At 39.2% G+C, this 19893-nt stretch carries 19 protein-coding genes; 16 read left to right on the top strand and 3 right to left on the bottom strand.

The annotated features are described in order from the left end of the window. Positions 1 to 54 precede the first annotated feature (54 nt). Together ESV85_RS18295 and ESV85_RS18290 are read right to left on the bottom strand one after the other, a co-directional pair. Positions 55 to 1434, bottom strand: a complete 1380-nt coding sequence (locus tag ESV85_RS18295) for a S8 family peptidase (protein ID WP_146920173.1) — start codon at positions 1432 to 1434, stop codon at positions 55 to 57. A gap of 130 nt (positions 1435 to 1564) precedes the next feature. After that, the gene (locus ESV85_RS18290) at positions 1565 to 2449 is read right to left on the bottom strand and encodes a PPK2 family polyphosphate kinase (protein ID WP_146920171.1); all 885 of its coding nucleotides are present in this window, start codon (positions 2447 to 2449) and stop codon (positions 1565 to 1567) included. A 119-nt stretch (positions 2450 to 2568) separates the two neighbouring features. On the opposite strand from ESV85_RS18290, the gene ESV85_RS18285 reads away from it, so the two are divergent. The 7 genes from ESV85_RS18285 to ESV85_RS18255 all read left to right on the top strand — a co-directional run bounded on the left by ESV85_RS18285 (position 2569) and on the right by ESV85_RS18255 (position 9750). Beyond that, positions 2569 to 3714 carry an acyltransferase family protein gene (locus ESV85_RS18285; RefSeq protein ID WP_146920169.1) on the top strand — a complete coding sequence of 382 codons (1146 nt, stop codon included), beginning with the start codon at positions 2569 to 2571 and terminating at the stop codon, positions 3712 to 3714. 78 nt (positions 3715 to 3792) lie between these two features. Continuing rightward, positions 3793 to 4794, top strand: a complete 1002-nt coding sequence (locus ESV85_RS18280) for an endonuclease/exonuclease/phosphatase family protein (RefSeq protein WP_146920168.1) — start codon at positions 3793 to 3795, stop codon at positions 4792 to 4794. A gap of 6 nt (positions 4795 to 4800) precedes the next feature. After that, positions 4801 to 5355, top strand: a complete 555-nt coding sequence (locus tag ESV85_RS18275) for a DUF4287 domain-containing protein (RefSeq protein WP_146920166.1) — start codon at positions 4801 to 4803, stop codon at positions 5353 to 5355. 100 nt (positions 5356 to 5455) lie between these two features. Beyond that, positions 5456 to 7732 (top strand): S9 family peptidase, encoded by a 2277-nt coding sequence (locus tag ESV85_RS18270; protein ID WP_146920164.1) that lies wholly within the window; start codon positions 5456 to 5458, stop codon positions 7730 to 7732. Positions 7733 to 7831: 99 nt separating this feature from the next. Next, the gene (locus ESV85_RS18265; protein ID WP_191322054.1) at positions 7832 to 8404 is read left to right on the top strand and encodes a hypothetical protein; all 573 of its coding nucleotides are present in this window, start codon (positions 7832 to 7834) and stop codon (positions 8402 to 8404) included. A 2-nt stretch (positions 8405 to 8406) separates the two neighbouring features. Next, positions 8407 to 8724 carry a DUF3817 domain-containing protein gene (locus ESV85_RS18260; RefSeq protein WP_146920161.1) on the top strand — a complete coding sequence of 106 codons (318 nt, stop codon included), beginning with the start codon at positions 8407 to 8409 and terminating at the stop codon, positions 8722 to 8724. Between the two features lie 3 nt (positions 8725 to 8727). Beyond that, positions 8728 to 9750 carry a hypothetical protein gene (locus tag ESV85_RS18255; protein ID WP_146920159.1) on the top strand — a complete coding sequence of 341 codons (1023 nt, stop codon included), beginning with the start codon at positions 8728 to 8730 and terminating at the stop codon, positions 9748 to 9750. Positions 9751 to 9755: 5 nt separating this feature from the next. On the opposite strand, the gene rfbA is transcribed toward ESV85_RS18255, so the two are convergent. Further along, a complete protein-coding gene (gene rfbA / locus ESV85_RS18250; RefSeq protein WP_146920158.1) occupies positions 9756 to 10616 on the bottom strand; it encodes a glucose-1-phosphate thymidylyltransferase RfbA in 861 nt (286 codons plus the stop codon). A gap of 320 nt (positions 10617 to 10936) precedes the next feature. Between rfbA and ESV85_RS18245 the strand changes: the two genes are divergently transcribed. The 9 genes from ESV85_RS18245 (at position 10937) to ESV85_RS18205 (ending at position 19855) form a co-directional block, all read left to right on the top strand. Beyond that, positions 10937 to 11428, top strand: coding sequence for a glycosyltransferase (locus tag ESV85_RS18245; RefSeq protein ID WP_146920156.1), 492 nt, complete (start codon positions 10937 to 10939; stop codon positions 11426 to 11428). A 45-nt stretch (positions 11429 to 11473) separates the two neighbouring features. Next, positions 11474 to 12223: a glycosyltransferase gene (locus ESV85_RS18240; protein ID WP_146920155.1), complete on the top strand. Its 750-nt coding sequence runs from the start codon at positions 11474 to 11476 to the stop codon at positions 12221 to 12223. Then, the gene (locus ESV85_RS18235) at positions 12224 to 13711 is read left to right on the top strand and encodes a glycoside hydrolase family 32 protein (protein WP_146920153.1); all 1488 of its coding nucleotides are present in this window, start codon (positions 12224 to 12226) and stop codon (positions 13709 to 13711) included. It begins immediately after the preceding gene. A 63-nt stretch (positions 13712 to 13774) separates the two neighbouring features. After that, complete coding sequence (locus ESV85_RS18230; protein WP_146920151.1) at positions 13775 to 14119, top strand: hypothetical protein; 345 nt, start codon at positions 13775 to 13777, stop codon at positions 14117 to 14119. Between the two features lie 66 nt (positions 14120 to 14185). Continuing rightward, the gene (locus tag ESV85_RS18225; RefSeq protein WP_146920150.1) at positions 14186 to 14680 is read left to right on the top strand and encodes a hypothetical protein; all 495 of its coding nucleotides are present in this window, start codon (positions 14186 to 14188) and stop codon (positions 14678 to 14680) included. A gap of 203 nt (positions 14681 to 14883) precedes the next feature. Continuing rightward, positions 14884 to 15189, top strand: a complete 306-nt coding sequence (locus tag ESV85_RS18220; RefSeq protein WP_191322053.1) for a hypothetical protein — start codon at positions 14884 to 14886, stop codon at positions 15187 to 15189. Positions 15190 to 15510: 321 nt separating this feature from the next. Next, positions 15511 to 17088, top strand: coding sequence for a tetratricopeptide repeat protein (locus ESV85_RS18215; protein WP_146920148.1), 1578 nt, complete (start codon positions 15511 to 15513; stop codon positions 17086 to 17088). Next, positions 17085 to 18704: a glycosyltransferase family 2 protein gene (locus ESV85_RS18210; RefSeq protein WP_146920146.1), complete on the top strand. Its 1620-nt coding sequence runs from the start codon at positions 17085 to 17087 to the stop codon at positions 18702 to 18704. Before ESV85_RS18215 ends, ESV85_RS18210 begins: the two co-directional genes overlap by 4 nt. Further along, complete coding sequence (locus ESV85_RS18205; RefSeq protein WP_146920145.1) at positions 18701 to 19855, top strand: glycoside hydrolase family 26 protein; 1155 nt, start codon at positions 18701 to 18703, stop codon at positions 19853 to 19855. Before ESV85_RS18210 ends, ESV85_RS18205 begins: the two co-directional genes overlap by 4 nt. Positions 19856 to 19893: the final 38 nt, after the last annotated feature.

Raw genomic sequence — 19893 nt, 5'->3', positions numbered from 1 at the left:
CTGATTTAAAGATTGAGATTTAAAGTCAGCTATTACTTATTATTCTTCAGTATGTTAATTCCCAACTTTCGCAATTGGATAATCAGGATTAGTACCTCCAGGGACGGCGCCTCTTTTGATTATTGCAAGAGTACCTACGCCGGAATTATGATAAAGAATCCCTGAGAATATTGCTGCGGACAAAGAAGTTCCAGACACTAGCACGTATTTGCCACCTGGGGCTGTAGTAAAAATATCCTCTCCAGGAGTCAAATAATCAATTGAAGGTCTCCCGTAATTTGAGAAGAAAGAGTAATAATAGGATCCAGAAATAGGAACTTCTACTGATCCGATGGTGAAAATCTTGGATTTAACAGAAGCTGGCTGGGATGCTAAATCAATACATCCAGGGAAATTGGTCAATGATTCCTGTTCTTCATTTCCTGCAGACATTACAACATATACTCCTTTGATTGCTAGCTTATCAATCCATTCATATATCTTCTTATACTGATTTGCTTCACAATCTCCAGAGGAGATATTCAGTCCCCAGCTTAAATTCACCACATCTCCTGACTTTGCAGAGCTAAATATATAGGACAAGGCCGATGTAACTCTTCCACTGTTTGTCCTACCTGTTTCATTAAAAATCTTTATCGAAACCATTTTTGCAAGAGGAAAAACTCCATTTATACCATATCCCTCAGCGAAAATCGGTTTTGAAGAGGCTAATCCTCCTATCGCTCCAGCTAAAAATGTTCCATGCCCGTAACCATCCTCAAAAGGATTTTTGCTATTACCTATAGAAAAATCAAACGAAAGAGCAGCCTCACTTTGTCCAAAATTCAGATCTTGATGTGTGGAATCAATTCCACTGTCAACTATCCAAACACGATGAGTTGGATTTGAAGAGCCGGGTTGACCACCACCAATTTCTTTGACCATCATACTAGTTTTGGATAGTGAATCATACCTAAATTGTTCCTGCATTATTGGGCGCCTTGCTTGCTGTATATAATCAGTTTGCATGATTGGTCGTCTAGCTTGGATTTCAAATGGTTGAGAAACTACATAATGATGAACAATTGCATTATCCTCAATTTTTAGATATTGCAAGGGTGTCAAGCCATCCAAGTATACTGACACATCTAGATAAACTCTGATATGCATGGTATCTACTTGTATAGAATCATCAATTTTCTTGATTATTTCAAGCACGCTATTTCTAAGTTCCAAAGCGTCACTTTGACAAGCTTTACCGTCTAAGCCATTTTTGCAGTTAGGATTATTTTTCAGTGGAACAAAACCTGATGATTCATCAAATTCCAATTCAATGTTATATACCTCTTTCTCCAGTGATCCAGGCCAAACACTTTCTGATTCACTCGAGGTTTTATCTGGATTACAGGAAATAAAAATAAATCCAATTACGAGGAAGCTGAATAAATTTTTCATAGCATTAAAAATTTAATTAGTTAAAAATCAATCATTTAAAAGTATATGAAGCTACTAAAATTCAGAACATATCAAAAACAACTTTAATTTTTTTTACGCATATATATAGGTTTAAAATACAATTTTTGATCTACTGCCCTTCTTTAGATAGGATATCCTTATACATTTCAATATTCTGCTTGATAGCCGCATCCAGCTCTGGCTCCTGGATATCTTCCATCTTTTTCATTTGCTCATAGATGATTTTTGCAACCAAAACACGAGCTGTTTCCTTATTATCTGACGGAATAATATACCAAGGTGCGTGATCTTTAGAAGTTTTGTTAATCGCTTCTTCATAGCACTTCTGATAATCATCCCATCGATCCCGCTCCTTTAAGTCACCAGGTGAAAATTTCCAATTATGCTTCGCTTTATTCAACCGACGAAGCAATCGCTGTCTTTGCTCCTCTTTACTTAGATGTAGAAAGAATTTGAAAATAATGGTCCCATTATCGCTGATCTGCTTTTCGAAGTTATTGATCTGCTCAAATCGCTTCTCCCAAAAATCTACTGTGATATCATCCACTGAATTGATCCCAGGAATATTTTCACCCAAAATATAACCAGGATGAACACGCGTGACTAATACGTTCTCATAATGTGTGCGATTAAAAACTCCGTATTTTCCACGCTGCGGTAAGGCCACAACGTGCCTCCACAAGTAATCATGCTGTAGTTCCAAGGTGGAAGGAGTCTTGAAACTATGAACTACCACTCCGCGAGGATTGAATTCTTTAAACACTTCTCTAATCAAACTATCCTTTCCTGCCGTATCCATTCCTTGGAGACAAATGAGTACAGAATACTTATTATGAGCATACATAATATCCTGATGCTCGCTGAGATTTTCTCTCAGCTTGTTTAGTTCCTTGTCCTTTTTCTTTTCCGATGCTTCCAAATCCAAACTCGTCGATATATCTTTTAAGGATATTGGTTTTGTTATTTTGAAATCTTCTACTGATATATTTTTCATAAATAGTGTATTTTTTTTTGTGATAAAAAGTGAGTAGTTAAGTGAAAAACAAGATAATATTTTATCTTGAAGCTTAAAGGATATGTAATCTTTTTCACCCCAATTTACCCCACCTTAAGATGACCCAAAATTCTATCTCTCCAGGTATAACTAACAGATATCTGGCACTGGACGTGTTACGCGGATTGACAATTGCATTTATGATCATAGTCAACACCGCAGGTGATTGGAGCAATTTATTTGCGCCTCTTGCTCACGCAAAATGGCACGGTTTCACTCCGACTGATCTGGTTTTTCCCACATTTCTATTCGTAGTCGGCAATGCGATGAGCTTCTCTATGAAAAAGCTTCAGCAAATGAATACCGCTGACTTTTTCAAAAAAGTAGGAAAAAGAACCGTCTTGATTTTTCTGATTGGATGGCTGCTCAATGCTTTTCCTTTTTATGACCTTTCTGATTCGGGAGCAATCAGCTTCATAGACCTTACTGAAGTTCGCTTGTTTGGAGTATTGCAGCGAATAGCCTTATGCTACTTCTTCGCATCTATCGTCCTTTATTATGGAGGGATAAAATTAGGCTGGATTTTCAGTGCAATCGCACTTCTTGGCTATTGGGTGATTATGTATTTCTTTGGAGACGCTTCTGATCCTTATAGCCTTACAGGCAATGCAGCAATTAAACTAGATTTGGCACTAATAGGCCCAGAAAGAATGTACGGAGGAGAGGGAATTCCTTTCGATCCAGAAGGAATACTGAGTACTCTACCAGCAATCGTAAATGTGATCGCAGGCTACTTAGCAGGCAAAATGATTCAGAAATTGGGTAATACCATGGATGCCGTTAAGAAATTGCTAGGCATAGCTGTGGTGCTTATCGTCCTGAGTTATGCTTGGGACCTTCTTTTTCCTATCAATAAGAAGATCTGGACAAGCTCTTACGTTCTTCTTACCACTGGCATTGACCTGGTTCTTTTAGCCCTCTTGGTTGCTGTGATCGAGATCAAAAACTGGAAAGGCTGGACCTATTTCTTCGAGGTATTCGGAAGAAACCCATTGATTCTATACGTGCTATCGGGATTGGTTATAAGACTACTTTCTATGATTCCTATGGGAGAAACTACACTAAGAGGCTTCATTTATACAAATTTTTATACAACATGGCTTTCTCCCAAAATGGCCTCATTCCTTTTCGCTTTTAGCTATATGCTACTAATTTGGCTGATTGGATTGTGGATGGATAAAAAGAAAATTTACATCAAAGTGTAAATACAATAACATGCTAATCAGGTATATACCTATAAAAAATGTAACTTAAGGTTGATTTTTAACCTAAGTTACATTTTTATGATATATAAAATTGGCGTATACAATGTAGAATGGATGCGGGATCTTTTTGACACCGACGGAAATCCAAAAACAACAGGAAAGGAACTCACAAGAAGTCGGCAACTGGCCGATGTGATCAAAGCAATGAATCCAGATTTCCTTGGAATAGTGGAAGGTCCAAACACACTGGTAGACGGATCTAAAACTGCTTCCAGGCAAATGGAAATCTGGACTCAAATGTTTATTCCAGATTCCAATTTCAAAGGAGTGCACGGCTTCCCTTCTGCAGGTCAGCAAGAACTATGTGCCATTTATAATCCCGACAAAGTCAACGTTCTCTTTACCCCTGAGACAAAGGCTGGAAGGCGATTTGATGAACCCTTCCTTCAAGACACTACAAATCGGTTGATCAAAGAACAGTATAAGCATTATCGTCCACCACTTGAATTGAGTATTTTAGGTATGGATGATTCGCTGATTACTAGAGTCATTATTGCGCATACCAAGTCTAAAGGGATTTTCGACATGGTAGATTACGCTAGATTTGAACAGATTTCAGCAAGGGATCGGCTGAAGTTATTTGCAGAATGCATGTCCATACGTGAGCGCTGTGATGAGTATTTGGAGAAAAATCAGCAAGTCATGGTGATGGGAGATATCAATGACGGATTTGAGTTGGATTTCTATGAAAACAAATTCGCCAAAAGTGCTGTCGAGATTTTATTGGGAGATGTCTGGAAACCAGAGTGTGTTTTGAAGCCAGTTCTGCCCAAACCAAGACTTAACAGCTATGGCTACACGCCAAATTCCAGCAAATACAAAGACAGAATCACTGGAGATCAAATCAATGTATTGATTGATCATATACTAGCTAGTCAAGGTTTGAAAGTTTTAAAAGGGGCAGTCTGGAACCCGATTTTAGAAAAGAGCAATCCAATAATCCAAGCTGTAAGCGATTCACTCAAAAAAGCATCAGATCACTTTCCTGTTCTTTGCGAAATAGAAACACAAACCTCCTAATAAATTATGGATCAAGCAGCTCAAACAATGATCGACAATCTTGAGAAAAACACAGGCAAAAGCCTAGCTCAATGGGTTGCGATTGTTCAAAAAGAAGGTTATAAAAAACATGGGGAAATTCTCAACTTCCTAAAAACTGAGCATGCCTTTACCCATGGTTTTGCAAACCTAGTCGCACATAAAGCGCTGAAATCCGATGCCGGATCAGTATCAGACACAGATGAGTTGATTACTAAGCAATACAAAGGCAAGGAGCACTTTTTACCGATTTATGAAAAGCTGAGTAATGAAATCAAAGCTTTTGGAACTGACGTAGAGTTCGCTCCTAAAAATGCTTACGTCAGTATCAAGCGCAAAAAGCAGTTTGCTATGCTCATCCCAGCTACTAAAACGCGCTATGAAATAGGCATCAATCTTAAAGGACATACAGCAGAGGGAATTCTGGAATTTGACACCAAAACCAATGGTATGTGCAGTCACAAAATTCACTTGAAAGATGAAAATGATATAGTTCCAGAAGTCATCACATGGATCAAAAAAGCCTACGAAACCGCTGGATAACTAGTACCATTCACAAAATAGGATCACTTTAGGTCAATTCCCGAAGTGTTTTTCCAATTATTTGGGTATACCTTAACCTCCCAAGCCATCTCGCCTTTTTATGTTTAAACCTTTACGATTTTCACCTCTACTTATTCTCTTAATTGGGTTATTTGCACAAAACACTTTTGGCCAAATCACCGAGGACACCTACCACAAAGCTGAATACTTTCTCAGTGGCAACATCCAAAAGGAAGTCTACCACCTAGATGTGATTCCAAATTGGCTTAATGATAAAAAGAGCTTTTGGCATCAGACGTATACCAAAGATGGTAAGCGCTTTTTTCTCACGGATATTGAAAAAGGAGAAACCAAAGAAGCTTTTGACCATAAGGAATTAGCCAAGTTGCTAAGTGAAAAAAGTGGGGAATCTATTGACCCCACTAGCTTGCCTTTCAATCGAATTCAACTCAAAGACGATGGATCTGTAGACTTTGATTGGATGAACAAAAGCTGGACCTATAAAGATAGAACTCTGGAGTCTAAGAGACCTTCGGCTGATTCTAGAGACAGATCTGTATCAATTTCCCCAGATGGCAATTGGAAAGCTTATGTAAGAAACTTCAATCTTTTTGTAGAAGATCTGGAAACCGGCGAGGAAATTCAACTGAGTTACGACGGAAAAAAAGACTATGAATATGCTTCATTTTGGGGATGGTCAGACATGGTGCTAGGAGAAAATGGAGAGCGTCCGGAGCACCTAAGTATCAACTGGTCGCCTGATTCAAAGAAAATACAAACTCAGATTGTGGACTTACGCTTGGCTGAAAAAATGCTCCTTTTGGATAATAGTCATGATGACAAATTTCGACCTCAACTCATGGGCTACTTTAGAGCTTCGCCCGGAGACACTACCGTGGTGATGTACACGCCTGTATTATTCGAATTAGAAATTAAAAAAGAGACAAAATTCCCTAACCTTTCCCTTCCACATTTCATTGGGATGTACTTCAATTGGGATAGTGATAGTGAAAATCTCTACGGCACATATTTGCAAAGAGGTTTCAAAAGCTTTGACTTACTTGAAATCAATGTAGACTCCAAAGAAATCCGAAAAGTCTACTCTGAGTCATCCCCCACCCATATCAATAATGACAATATTTTCAGAAGACTGGACAATGGACAATTTATCCTCGGAACAGAAAAATCAGGATGGAATCAGCTTTATCTAATGGATTGGAAGACGGGGAAACTTGTCAATCGAATCACTTCCGGTGCCTATGTGGTCAAAAACCTGCTTTCCATTGATGAGCAAAACAACATCATCTACTTTGAGGCTTCTGGCAAGGAAGAGAACGTAAACCCATATTATTCATTTGTTTATAAAGTGAATTTTGATGGCTCAGGACTGGAGTTATTGACTCCTGAAAATGCTTTTCACGACATCAGTTATGGCAGCGGAAAGGACTATTTTATTGATAATTATTCTAGGGTTGATCAGCCTACAGTCTCCGTTGTACGGGAATTGAAAACAGGAAAAGTGGTAAACGAAATTTCCAAAGCTGACATTTCAAACCTTGTCAAAAAAGGATACCAAAGTCCTAAGCAATTCACCGCAACCGCTAAAGATGGTAAGACTACGATTTATGGGATTTACTACCTCCCTACAGACTTCACTTCCAAAAAGAAATACCCTATCATAGACTACACCTACACAGGCCCACACATAGACATAACTCCCAAGACATTCCGGGCTGGATTAGTTGGCTTACCTCAGCCGATGGCTGAGCTTGGTTTTGTGGTTGTCACGGTGGACGGACTTGGTACACATGGAAGAGGAAAAGCTTTCAACGACGTCTCTTATAATAATCTTGGAGACGGCACCACTGACCACGTCTTGGCTATTAAGGAATTGGCAGCTAAAAACAAATTTATGGATGTGGACAAAGTAGGAATCTTTGGTCACTCTGCTGGTGGATACGATGCTGGTAGAGCGATGCTGCTACACCCCGATTTCTATAAAGTAGGCGTTGCTTCGGCTGGAGATCATGATCACAGAATGGAAAAAGCCTGGTGGCCAGAAATGTACATGGGATATCCAGCGGGAGACTTTTACCATGAACAATCCAATATCACCAATGCAGCCAATCTCAAAGGTTATTTGCTCCTAGCACATGGAGGAATAGATGAAAATGTAAACCCTTCGGCAACTTTCAAATTCGCAGAAGCTTTGATCAATGCAGGTAAAGACTTTGACCTATTTATCTGGCCGAGTCGCAATCACAGCTTTGGTAGAACAAACGGAGACTATTTCACCAAAAAACGCTGGGACTACTTCATTGAACATCTGAAAGGAGAAAAACCCCTGAGACATTATCAGATTCAAACACCGGATTGAAAAGAGAATTGATGTTTCATTCATTAAAAAAGCGAGGGTTGATAGAGATATTATCCCTCTTTTTTTTGTGTTAAGGCGATTTTTGAGCAATTTCCCAACATGGAAAATATGAGTATTCAGGAGCTCCAGCATATCATCACCGAAGAGCTTTTTTACTTTGAAGAAGAACCTAAATCCGATTCAGTAAAAGAGGACACAAATACCGCCATAGAGTCAGAAAAGCCAAAGACTCTTCCGAAAACAGTTCATATTGAAGACACTGCTTCTCCTAAAGAAGAAGTAAAACCTGAGCCATTGACAGTGAGAGGGAATTTTGAAAAGGGAATATTAGTGCTTCATGAAGAACCCAATCTAAAACCTGAAGTCATGGACATGCTTGTAAAAATGATCAATGCAGTAGGTCATTCAATGAACGAGGTCGGATTACTATCTTCTCATGAACTGGAAGGAAGAACCTTGACAGAACTATATGATCTGAATGCCCATATCGTACTCAAGTTTGGTCGTCTCAAACACCCAATCAATGCACTTCCTGCATCGGACTATCAGATTCACACAGAAGATGAAACAGAATATCTCTTCGCTGATTCACTTAACACCATTTCTGAAGATAAAGCCCTAAAAGGCAAACTTTGGAATACCCTAAAAGTACTCTTTAACATATCTAACTAATAATGAGCCTAACACCCCTACAACATACCTGGGCAAAGCGTTTTCGCTGGATTTCACTTATAGAAGGAACATCTTTTCTAGTCCTCCTATTAATTGCAATGCCTCTCAAATACATGTGGGACAGCCCTCAAGCTGTGCAATATGTAGGCTGGGCTCATGGCTTGCTTTTCGTGATCTATATCTTCACTGTTTTCCCAACGGCACATAAGTTGAAGTGGAATTTCAGTCGGACATTTTTCGCTCTCATTTCCTCAGTTTTGCCATTTGGCCCATTTATTTTCGATAGAAATTTGAAGAAAAGTCAGCACGTGGATTTGTAACAAATGGCATTAATCAGTAAAAAGAAGCGCATTTACCCGATCAGCAATGGGCTGAGACGCTACCTGATTAAATACTCTCGTGAAGTGGATATCCCTATTCACTACCATGAGTTGCTTCGATATACGAGTTCTATCGCCCTATACGATTCTAGAGAGCAAGATACACTGTGGGAGACGGTCTTTTATGATCAATCCGACCGTGAGGAAATCCATCTAAATGTCAAGAAAATCTATGCTTTGCTCAAAGCTGGAGGCGACATGTCTGTGATGGAGCATCTCTATGTGGATAGAATCGATCTATGCGTATACGGAAATACACAGCCTTTTCGTGTGCGAATAGTAAATAGAATCAATGATAACTTTGATTATTTCTATGTAAAAAATGCTGATGCTTCCCGTGTTTACGGATTGGAGTTTGAGCATTTACTTTCCCCAAATCGCATTTCCTACCTCGTTCATCAAAATACACTGATAGAGGAGCACATCGCTGGAATCCCAGGTGACAAATTCATGCGCGCTCATATGAATGATCCACATCTGAACCCTATTCGTTTGGCAAAGGAATTCGTCAAATTCAATGAGCGTTGCTTTGTAAGGTTACTTGGAGATATGCATTCTTCAAATTTTGTGATTGACGTGACGCCTGACTTTGAAGAGACTCATTATAGAATTCGTGCAATTGACTTTGATCAGCAATCTTATGAGGGGAAAAAATCAATTTACTTGCCCCAATATTTTAAAGAAAACAATGTACTGATTCAGTTGGGAATGAAATATATCACGCCCGAATCCATGGTGCAATACCAGAAAGAAGAGCGTGCACTAATTGCTACACGCCTTAAATCTTCTCGGCAAGGCATTCTTGATATACTCCGCTCCATGGAGCACGATACCATCTCTCCTCCTGAGAATATTGCTTCGCTAAAAATAGATCTAGCAAAACACTACGGAAATGATAAATTTCTGCAATGCAAAAACATGGGTCAAATCATGAAAACCAGTCTTGAGGAACTGATCAAGAAATAACAGCCTTATTTGATCAATCTTCTCAGATAAACGCCGTAGCCACTCTTTCCCAGTTTATCCGCTGCTTGAAGCAATTTCTCTTCACCTATAAAGCCAGCTCTGAAGGCTATTTCTTCGATACAGCCAATCTTCAATCCTTGGCGTTCTTCTATCACTTCTACGAACTGCGCAGCTTGCAAAAGAGACTGATGGGTACCTGTATCCAGCCATGCAGTTCCTCTATTCAGTATAGCAACCTGCAATTCACCTAACTTCAAATACTCGTTGTTGATATCTGTGATTTCCAGCTCACCACGCGGGCTAGGCTTGATTTTTTTAGCTATTTCAATTACTCTGTTATCATAAAAATAAAGACCTGGAACCGCAAAATTAGACTTTGGTTTTTCAGGTTTTTCCTCAATGCTGATAGCCTTCTTATCCTCATCAAATTCCACCACACCATAGCGCTCAGGATCATTCACATGGTAGGCAAAAACTACTCCGCCTTCCGTTTCAGTATAAGCTTGTAAGGTCTTATGCAAACCAGATCCATAGAAAATATTATCGCCCAGAATTAAAGCAACCTTCTCATTTCCAATAAATTTCTCACCTATAATAAACGCCTGAGCCAAACCATCTGGACTAGGTTGTACAGCGTATTCAAAAGAACATCCCACCTGAGAGCCATCGCCTAAAAGTCGCTTAAAAGCTTCGCTGTCCTCTGGAGTAGTGATGATCAAAACTTCAGTGATCCCTGCCATCATCAATACAGAAAGCGGATAATAAATCATCGGCTTATCATATACTGGCATCAACTGCTTACTTACAGAAATTGTCAAAGGATATAAACGCGTTCCAGACCCTCCGGCCAAAATAATTCCTTTCATAGGTAGTATTAGTTTGTTGTTGTTAACTCCTCACAATTTCAAAAATGAATCCAAATTTCTAATTGCTATTAATTATAGAAAACTCTCTCTTCATTCGTTTTCAACAGCAATAAGAGCTAAAAAGATTGGAATTTGAGGTAGATTATGACTCAAAGCTACTGAAAGAGTGAAAATTAAAAAAATAAGATATGAAATCAAGCCTGCCGAGGAAGACAGGCATGACTTAAAACCCACACACTGGCATAAGTATATCTTGAGAGATTCCTCCCAATAGCCCCGATAATTATCGGGAATAATCGCTGATATTCAATTATAAGCATATGAAAACACTGTTTGCTTCCTTGGGAACTCGTGGGGATATCGAACCTTTTTTAGCGCAAGCTGAGATATTCGCAGAAGCGGGATATGAAGTCATTTGCCTTTTCCCAGAACAATTTAGAGACACTGTCACCCAACTTGGGTACGAATTCATCGGTTTTGACAAAAGCTTTCTGGAAATGCTGGAAACTCAAAGTGGCAAAGCTATTATGGGCGGAGGCGGAAATACCTGGAATCAACTTAAAAACTACATCAAGTTGGCCAAGAATTCATTCAGTTTACAACACATCCTAATCTCTCAGCAACGCGACGCAATAAATTCTCATCAACCTGACCGAGTTATTTTTCATGCCAAATGCGTGTATTATTATGTGGCTGCCATGGCTGATCCAGCTCGTTTTGCCTTACTCACGCCTCTACCCTGCCTCATTCATCCTTCGTCAGAATATCCGCACATTGGATTGGGCAAATGGAAACCCTTTAGCCCAAAGTAGAATCTTAAATCCTACAATTTGATAAATGGAGCAAGACGTCTTTCCATGAAAAAATTCCTTTGGAAATATTATGCGGACTTTCCTTCGACAAAGATAAACGCAAAGACCATCAAGGAATTTGAACTAAACCGACTGCAAACAATCTATACTATTTCCCCTTACCTATTCCCAAGACCTCATAATTGTCCAGAATCAGCGAAGATTGTGGGATACTACTTCAGAAATCAAACCAAAGAATACCAACCATCAATAGAGTTAGAAACATGGCTCGCAAAATACCCCAAAGCTATACTACTCACCTTTGGATCCATGAGCAATACCAAGCCTAAAGAGCACTCCAAAACCATTATAGAATTACTTCAAAAGCATCAGATACCAACAATCGTTAATACTTCTTGGGGAGGTCTGGAGCAGGTAGGAAATAGTGATGAATCCATTTTTTATGTAAATCAAATTCCTTACGATTGGATACTGCCGCAGCTATATGGACTTATTCACCACGGAGGATCGGGGACGACTCATCAAGGTGCCGCTCACGGATGCGTGCAAATGATTGTTCCTCACATTATTGATCAGTATTTTTGGAATAGAATAATAGAAAACCGAGAAGTAGGTCCTTTAGGAACAAGCATTCATGATTTGGACGCAAGCAAATTTGAGATAGCTTTGAAGGACTTTTGGACAAATCCAGTTTACGCTAAAAATGCAAAGAAGCTTTCAGAGCAGATTAAATTTGAAGCGAAACGAGAGACAGTCCTTAATCTAGTTTTGAACCCCAATTCTAACCGCAATTAAATGAAACTTAATAATCTTCTACTTTCCATTCTCTGTATTTTATTGATTTCAAGCTGTCAGTCTGATCCAGAAATCTCATTTGAAAGCAGCTCTACGGAGAAATTTAGACCGCTTTATCATTTCACACCTGAGAGCGGATGGATGAATGATCCTAATGGATTAATCTATTTGGATGGGGAATATCATCTCTTTTATCAGCATTACCCTGACGGAACTGTCTGGGGGCCGATGCACTGGGGACATGCAGTTTCTACTGATTTGGTAAACTGGGAATCACTTCCAATTGCTCTCTACCCAGACAGTCTCGGCTACATTTTCTCAGGAAGTGCAGTATTAGATGCTGAAAATAGTTCGGGCCTAGGCTCTGCAGAAAACCCTCCAATGGTGGCGATATTCACCTACCACAATGCTGAGGAAGCGAATACTTCCTCAGATACATTCCAGAATCAAGCCATCGCTTTTTCTCTGGACAAGGGCAGAACATGGGAGAAATACGAAGGAAATCCTGTCTTGCCTAATCCTGGAATTCGCGATTTCCGGGATCCAAAAGTATCTCAAATCACAAACGCGGATGGTACCAAGTCATGGATTATGACCTTGGCTGTTCTGGATCATATCAATTTCTATAGTTCTCCAGATCTGAAAAGCTGGACTTTACTCAGTGAGTTTGGGAAAACTATAGGCGCACATGGAGGAGTATGGGAATGTCCAGACCTTCTTCCGTTCAAAACTCCATCAGGAGAAGATAAATGGGTTCTTCTCGTCAGCATAAATCCTGGTGGCCCTCAAAATGGATCCGCTACTCAATATTTTATCGGTGACTTCGAAAATGGGGGATTTACACCAGACGATACAATGATCCGCTGGCTGGATTATGGGCCGGATAATTATGCAGGCGTAACTTGGAGTAATCTGCCAAGCGATCAAAATAGAACACTTTTTATTGGGTGGATGAGTAACTGGCTATATGCCAATGTCGTTCCTACCCAGGCGTGGCGATCTGCGATGACCATCCCGAGAGAGTTAAGTTTATTCGATATAGACGGGACATTATTGCTGAAATCTGCTCCCGCAAAGGAAATGGAAAAGCTTCGAGCTGTAGAATTCAAAGTGAATACAGAAACTTCCGCATTACCTTCTGAAGCTGTGGAAATAACCGCTGGAGTCAGTGATAACTCCTTTTTGATTACCTTCTCTAATGAGCTCGGTGAGAAACTGCTTATTTCAAAAGAAAATGGCTTGGTAAGTATAGATCGCAGAAATGCAGGAAAGAGTGATTTCAACCCTGACTTCGCTGCGATGCATTCCGCACCTATGAGTTGGGAGGCAAAAGATATCCGGATATTTCTAGACGCGTCATCAATAGAATTATTTATAAATGATGGAGAATTGGCGATGACATCAATCCTATTTCCAACTAGTCCATGGAAAACTGTGGACTTATCTGAAAATTTAAAATCCTTAAAATTATATAATTTGAAAAAATAAGATTCACTTGCTATTGACTTCTCGAAATATTTTGCTTTACATTGATTAACTAACAGTAAAACAATGAAAAAACAGCTTTCCTTAGTTATGATTTCCCTGAGTTGGGTTGCATGGCTTGTAGCTGTTTTTGTTTTTCCAGTTTCCTCACATTCTTTCAACAAGGACTTTTCGCAAGATTCAGTTTCGAATCTTTCCCAGATCACCCATATCCAATTCAATGCTACTCCAGAATTACTGGAAATACCTGAATTTAAAGTGGATTGGAGCTTAAATGCAAAGTTAAATCCAGATTGGTATTTTGACTTAATCAGTCCTAGTGAAGTCTATTTATCACCCTCATTTTTCAAAAAGTCTATACCACTTTTCGACGTAAAGGAGACTTTCATTCACTTTTTCTATACCTGGTAAAATAGAATAGTATCACCCTATGCGATCATAATCGCCTAAAAATCTATTCATTTTATCCACATTACTATGATCTCCATTGATCCTATCACACTAGCTGTGTCTTCATTTGCTATGGTGGCTTCTGCCTCACCATTTCTATACTATAGTTATAAACTCCGTAAGATAAGTAGTGAAAATCTCGCCACTTTCGAAGAATTTTCCTCTACTAATAATGTGATTCCCACACAGCATGAGCGTTGGCGAAATCACTACCACTTGGGGCTGGATAGCCAATATAAAAAGTTGATTTATCACAGATTTGGGAGCTATCCCGAGCAAAGTGTGATAGATCTCAGCCAAGTAAATAAGGTAAGTATCCAAGAGAAAATCCGAAGAGTGCAGGCGGGAAAAGAAAAGCGCTACATTCTGGATTTTCTAGCTTTACAATTTCACTTCAAAGACTTTTCGCATTCTCCAAAAACAATTGAAATCTATGATGGATTGCTATTTACAAGTCTAGCTGGAGAACGAGGGATAGCTGAAAAGTGGCAAAAAATCCTTGAAAGTCATCTGATAGATTAAGTCTATACTACTTGCTGGATAAACTCTCATCCAGCTTAAAGTAAAACTCATAAATGGTTAGTTGGTTGTAAAAGACCCGGTTAGGTAACTGGGTCTTTTTTTATGGATCTGCTTTTCGATTTCACCATTCAAAGTTGAATATTTTGTAATATTAAAATAAGGTCAACTTTCACAAACGCTATGTCGGACACTTCGGAACTACTTTGGGAAGATTTCTGAGAGCAAATGGCACCATTCGCATGGGTGAGGATGTTCTGAAAAAGCTTGGTTTCAGAGCCCATACAGTACACAGACTAGCGAAGCAATTTCGGGATTATGATGAGGATGCACTGAAAGTATTAGTGAAATTCAAAGACAATAGAGATGAATACATTTCCAAAAGTCGCCAACAAATTGAACTACAGGAAAGCCTATTATCAGGTGAATTGATGCGCAAGTTCTCAATAAATGATCATACCTGGGATAGCGAATCTATCAAAAAAGCAGCAAATACGGAGGGGAATTCTTGAGAATATTCAACTTGGACTTGGGCTATACTTATTAACAAATCAACTACTGTCCCTAATTAATCCACTATCACTCTTTCAGTTTGAATATCCAATAAGTAAGAACCAAAAATAAATTCATGAACAGTTGATTATCAGTACCAATTAATTCAGATACTAATTGGCGAGGAATGCCATAATTAATTTCTAAGCGTAACTATCCAAACCAAAAATAAAATACTTTCAAAGGTATAGAATGAAAAAAATTCTCTGTCATTAATTATATTCAAAGAAATATTCTATCCCCATTCTTTCAAAGAATGAATTCTTTATTACTAAAAAACTGTGGTTTTTAAAACAAAAGGCTTCGTTTCAACACTATTTCAAATCCCTTTAAGTTTCCTCTCAAAAATACTATTCCTAGCACTTTTCCTTTATTCCTCCAATAGTGTTGCGCAGACTGAAGGATACATTGATGGTTTGGAAAATGCAAGATCAATTCTAAATGAAGGACAAATCTCTGAGGCACTGAATCTCCTTGAAGCGATGGAACGGACTTACCCAGGAGATGAGAATGTAATTCGACTCCGCGGTCAAGCCATTTATTGGTCCAAAGATTTTGAAAAGACTAAGGCATATTTCGCACGATCAATAGAGGTCTATCCTTCGCTGCAGTTTATTAAATTGGACTACGGAAGAATATTGTTTCAGCTTCAATCCTACCGAGAGGCTACCCCTATCTTAGAGTCGTACCTTATTTCAAACCCTGAAGACCCAGAAGCCAACACACTATTGGCACAAATGAATTATTGGCTTGGTGGCAGTCCGAAGAAAAGCTACGATTATTTAGAGAAAATCTTAAAACCTTATCCAGAAAATGAAGCTGCGAAATCAGTGAAATCAGAAATCGAAAAGGCAACTGCTCCAAAAATCAGTCTTCAAGTGGGTAATTTTTCCGATTCGCAACCCATGCGGTATTCATTTCTGGAAGGTTCTTTCGGACTTTATCAATCTGCCTTACTTCAACCCGAAATCACGGCTTCAATCAGTTCTTATCAAACCGATCAATTGATATCCTTTTTTAACCTAAGAAATACCAGTTCATTTACTCAAACAGGAACATCCATTACCTTATCGGCAGGATTTACAGCTTCAACTTCATGGGAAAATGGTGTCGGACTGTATGGATTAAAGCTGGATCAAAAAATCAAATCGGGCTTTACCCTCAATTTAGCTGCTGATAAAGAATCTTATTTCTATACGCTTTCAAGTCTAGATCAAGCAATCACGCCAACTACGCTAAAGGCTTCATTTGGAAGGGAATCTGGTGGAGATTTTTTAGGGAGAATTTGGTTTCAAAATTCATCATTCCAAGATAATAATTGGGTAAAATCTTTTGGAGCTTGGGTGCTTTATCCAGTCTTGAAACTACCTTTAATTCGAATAGAATTAGGATATACTTATACTCATGGCGATTCTAAAGAAGTTCGGTTTGAGCCAAATCTTCCGATTCAAGCTAAAGTCAACAATACGGAGGTTGGGTCAATAATCCCAGGTTCTTATCAGCCTTACTTCACTCCCATCAATCAACAAATTCATGGGCTTTTGGGCAAATTCACCTTTACTCCAAGCGCTTCTATTAAACTAGATGTAAGCACTAACATCGGCGTTAAAGCCACGATTGACAATCCGAATATGATTTACTATGGCGTAGGCAATCCCCCTGCAAACCGACCAATAGTGGAGGATGACTTATTCCTAATCCTTAATCCATTAGACTATACACCGTGGGATTTAACATTTAATTTCGAATGGGCCCTTTCAGATTATTCTGCCCTCCAATTTTCTTTTGTACACCAGACCACTGTGTTTTTCAATAGCAATTCCTTGAATTTGAACTTTTCACAACGTCTGAAAAGATGAGTAAGCAAACTGAAAAAACAAATTTATGGGCTTTTAGACGGGCCAAGTCAAGCTCCATTCTACAGAAGTTCTTCTTGATCTGCCTGATTACAGCAGGATTGATCAGTATAGGAAGGCTTGCAGATTGGTGGTTCAAAGCCATTCATGTTGGGAACCTTGTTTTATACTTGATTCTTTCCTTGATTTTTTGGTACGGCATGCTACGTTTAGTAATCATTTGGATTAATTACTTTGGAATCTCTAGGCCTCCTTTACTAAGTGCTCCAATAGGGAAATCAGTGGCAATATTCACTACCAGCTCTCCTGGGGAGCCTTTATCCATGTTTGAAAAAACCTTAGAGGCATGTTCTAATATTACCTATCCACACACTACTTATCTTTTGGATGACACCAAAGATCCAAGATTCAGAGCAGTAGCAGAGAAGCATGGAGCTGTTTGGTTAGAACTTGTAGGATTACCCGGGGCCAAAGCGGGGAAAATTAATGCGGCTATGGCAAAGACAAGCGAAGAGTTTATTTTAGTTCTTGATCCTGATCATATTCCATTCCCCAACTTTCTCGATGAAGTACTAGGGTATTTTGATGAAGAAAAAGTGGGTTTTGTTCAAGTATCCCAAGCATATTACAATCAATCGCTATCTTTTACTGCAAAAGCTGCCTCCGAACAGACCTACACATTCTATGGTCCAACTCAAATGGGAATGAATGGGTACAACTGTGCCGTAGCAATTGGCGCTAACTGTACCTTCAGAAGGAAAGCACTGGAATCTGCAGGCGGACATGGGATAGGTTTAGCTGAGGATTTAGTCACTTCTATCAGGATACATGCTGCTGGATGGAAATCGATCTATGCCCCAATAGTCGTCAGCCGAGGTTTAGTTCCAGAAGATTTCGGCTCATTTTGTAAGCAGCAACTCAAATGGGCAAGAGGAGTACATGAAGTGCTCTTTTCGGAAGTTCCAAAATTATTCAGGAAACTGAGCTTTTGGCAAAAGCTTTCCTACATCACCATAGGCACTTATTACTTGGAAGGACTCATTTCATTCATTTACTTAACAATTCCTTTTATGTTTTTTTGGTTTGGGCTTCTCCCAGCTCGGATGTTTTTTATTGAATTTATTTATTACGGATTCCCTGTTTTGTTCTTCTCCACATGGATTTATTTCCACGTGCAGCGTTGGCTTGTGCACGGTTCCCATGAACGCGGAATTCACTGGAGGGGAATGATCATGAAATTTGCATGCTGGCCAGTATATCTTATGGGATTTGTGCTTTCGGTTTTGGATAAAGAGATCCCCTATATACCAACCTCAAAGCAAGCCGTGGCAGGAAAAATGTCAGTTTTTGCAAAGCCCTTATTGATCCAAATTATACTTTACCTTGGCACTCTAATTTGGGTAATCTATAACCGCTATTCATTAATTGATGAAGTTCAATTAATTTCTAGCAGCGAGATTACCTACGGAATGTTGGCCTTTGGTTTTATCCCATTCGTATTGGCTTGCCTAAGCCTCTATGCCGTTTGGGAATCCTCCAGATTGACAGTCCAATCTCCTTGGGAATCAATTTCCCTTAAAGAAATTCAATCTCCTGTATCTACTGCTCTAAAGAAATGAAAAAAATCATATACAGGTTCGCAATTGTGATTACGGCATTGATCGTAGGGCTTTTGCTCGTGACTAGCATTACTTACCTAGGAGATGAATCCTCTGGACCAATAGAAGATCTATTAAAAGGAGTCCAAAACACCATTTCAAAAATCGAGGAAGATTACATCATCAAAAAAAGAGTGATTTCAAGATCTTCACAATTAGAATGGTTAAAGTCTTACCGCGATAATAAGGCTGATCTTGACGCGCTTGACAAGTTGCTTTTGGGAGCATACGATAATCAAGCCGATAGAACTCTTCAGCCAATAATCACCTTGGAAGATTCATTGGAAACCGTGTTCCCTCTAATTCACATCTATACCGCCTGGGGAAGTGAGCGTAATCAGCGCTTCCCTGCAGATCAAGTGGATGCAATCCATACCCTTGGTTCCATTCCTGTTATCACTTGGGAGCCTTGGCTAAACGATTTTGATGCGCTGGAATACCCAATCTCTAAAGATAAAACTGACAGAAATATAGAGGGACTTAAAGATATTTCAGCCGGAAAATATGATGCTTATTTGACCAAATGGGCACAGGATGCTTCAGATTTTCAAGGAAATATACTTCTCAGATTAGGCCATGAAATGAATGATCCCTATCGATATCCATGGGGACCTCAAAACAATCAACCTATAGATTTCATCAATGCTTGGAAACACGTAGTTATTCTTTTCAGGTCAGCAGGTGCAACTAATGTCAGTTGGGTATGGGCACCGCATTTAGCTTATGGAGAATTTGATAAATTCTATCCTGGAGATGATTATGTAGATTGGGTCGGTACAGGAACATTAAATTACGGAACCGTCGCCCCTTGGAGTCAATGGTGGTCGTTTGAGGAAATCTTCGCCAAGCATTATGAAAACCTTGTGAAGTATAATAAACCGATCTTAATAGCGGAATTCGGATCCCTTGCCGTCGGTGGGAATCAAGCGGAATGGTATCAAAAAGCTTTAGCAGATTTCCCTACACGCTTTCCAGCAGTGAAAGGCTTGGTTTTCTTCCATAATGGAAGTGATGGCACCACAACCTACCAAACGCTTAACTGGTATATTAAGGACGATTCAATAGTTACGAAAGCTATCAAATCTCAATTTTTGAAATGGCCCGCCAAATAATTTGGTAAAAATGGGAGTTGGGATCATATAATTCTCCA

The organism is Algoriphagus aquimarinus, from assembly GCF_007997215.1.
In the GTDB taxonomy this organism is placed as follows: Bacteria; Bacteroidota; Bacteroidia; order Cytophagales; family Cyclobacteriaceae; genus Algoriphagus; species Algoriphagus aquimarinus_A.
Note: the sequence above shows the minus strand (reverse complement) of the source record. Positions and strands in the feature narration are given on the sequence as shown.

Excerpts from the sequence above, each read along its gene's own strand:
- ESV85_RS18265 (WP_191322054.1), top strand. The coding sequence starts at position 7,832 with ATGGAAAATATGAGTATTCAGGAGCTCCAGCATATCATCACCGAAGAG.
- ESV85_RS18275 (WP_146920166.1), top strand. The coding sequence starts at position 4,801 with ATGGATCAAGCAGCTCAAACAATGATCGACAATCTTGAGAAAAACACA.
- ESV85_RS18225 (WP_146920150.1), top strand. The coding sequence starts at position 14,186 with ATGATCTCCATTGATCCTATCACACTAGCTGTGTCTTCATTTGCTATG.
- ESV85_RS18210 (WP_146920146.1), top strand. The coding sequence starts at position 17,085 with ATGAGTAAGCAAACTGAAAAAACAAATTTATGGGCTTTTAGACGGGCC.
- ESV85_RS18260 (WP_146920161.1), top strand. The coding sequence starts at position 8,407 with ATGAGCCTAACACCCCTACAACATACCTGGGCAAAGCGTTTTCGCTGG.
- ESV85_RS18245 (WP_146920156.1), top strand. The coding sequence starts at position 10,937 with ATGAAAACACTGTTTGCTTCCTTGGGAACTCGTGGGGATATCGAACCT.
- ESV85_RS18280 (WP_146920168.1), top strand. The coding sequence starts at position 3,793 with ATGATATATAAAATTGGCGTATACAATGTAGAATGGATGCGGGATCTT.
- ESV85_RS18235 (WP_146920153.1), top strand. The coding sequence starts at position 12,224 with ATGAAACTTAATAATCTTCTACTTTCCATTCTCTGTATTTTATTGATT.
- ESV85_RS18285 (WP_146920169.1), top strand. The coding sequence starts at position 2,569 with ATGACCCAAAATTCTATCTCTCCAGGTATAACTAACAGATATCTGGCA.
- rfbA (WP_146920158.1), bottom strand. The coding sequence starts at position 10,616 with ATGAAAGGAATTATTTTGGCCGGAGGGTCTGGAACGCGTTTATATCCT.
- ESV85_RS18255 (WP_146920159.1), top strand. The coding sequence starts at position 8,728 with ATGGCATTAATCAGTAAAAAGAAGCGCATTTACCCGATCAGCAATGGG.
- ESV85_RS18270 (WP_146920164.1), top strand. The coding sequence starts at position 5,456 with ATGTTTAAACCTTTACGATTTTCACCTCTACTTATTCTCTTAATTGGG.
- ESV85_RS18240 (WP_146920155.1), top strand. The coding sequence starts at position 11,474 with ATGAAAAAATTCCTTTGGAAATATTATGCGGACTTTCCTTCGACAAAG.
- ESV85_RS18290 (WP_146920171.1), bottom strand. The coding sequence starts at position 2,449 with ATGAAAAATATATCAGTAGAAGATTTCAAAATAACAAAACCAATATCC.
- ESV85_RS18295 (WP_146920173.1), bottom strand. The coding sequence starts at position 1,434 with ATGAAAAATTTATTCAGCTTCCTCGTAATTGGATTTATTTTTATTTCC.
- ESV85_RS18230 (WP_146920151.1), top strand. The coding sequence starts at position 13,775 with ATGAAAAAACAGCTTTCCTTAGTTATGATTTCCCTGAGTTGGGTTGCA.
- ESV85_RS18205 (WP_146920145.1), top strand. The coding sequence starts at position 18,701 with ATGAAAAAAATCATATACAGGTTCGCAATTGTGATTACGGCATTGATC.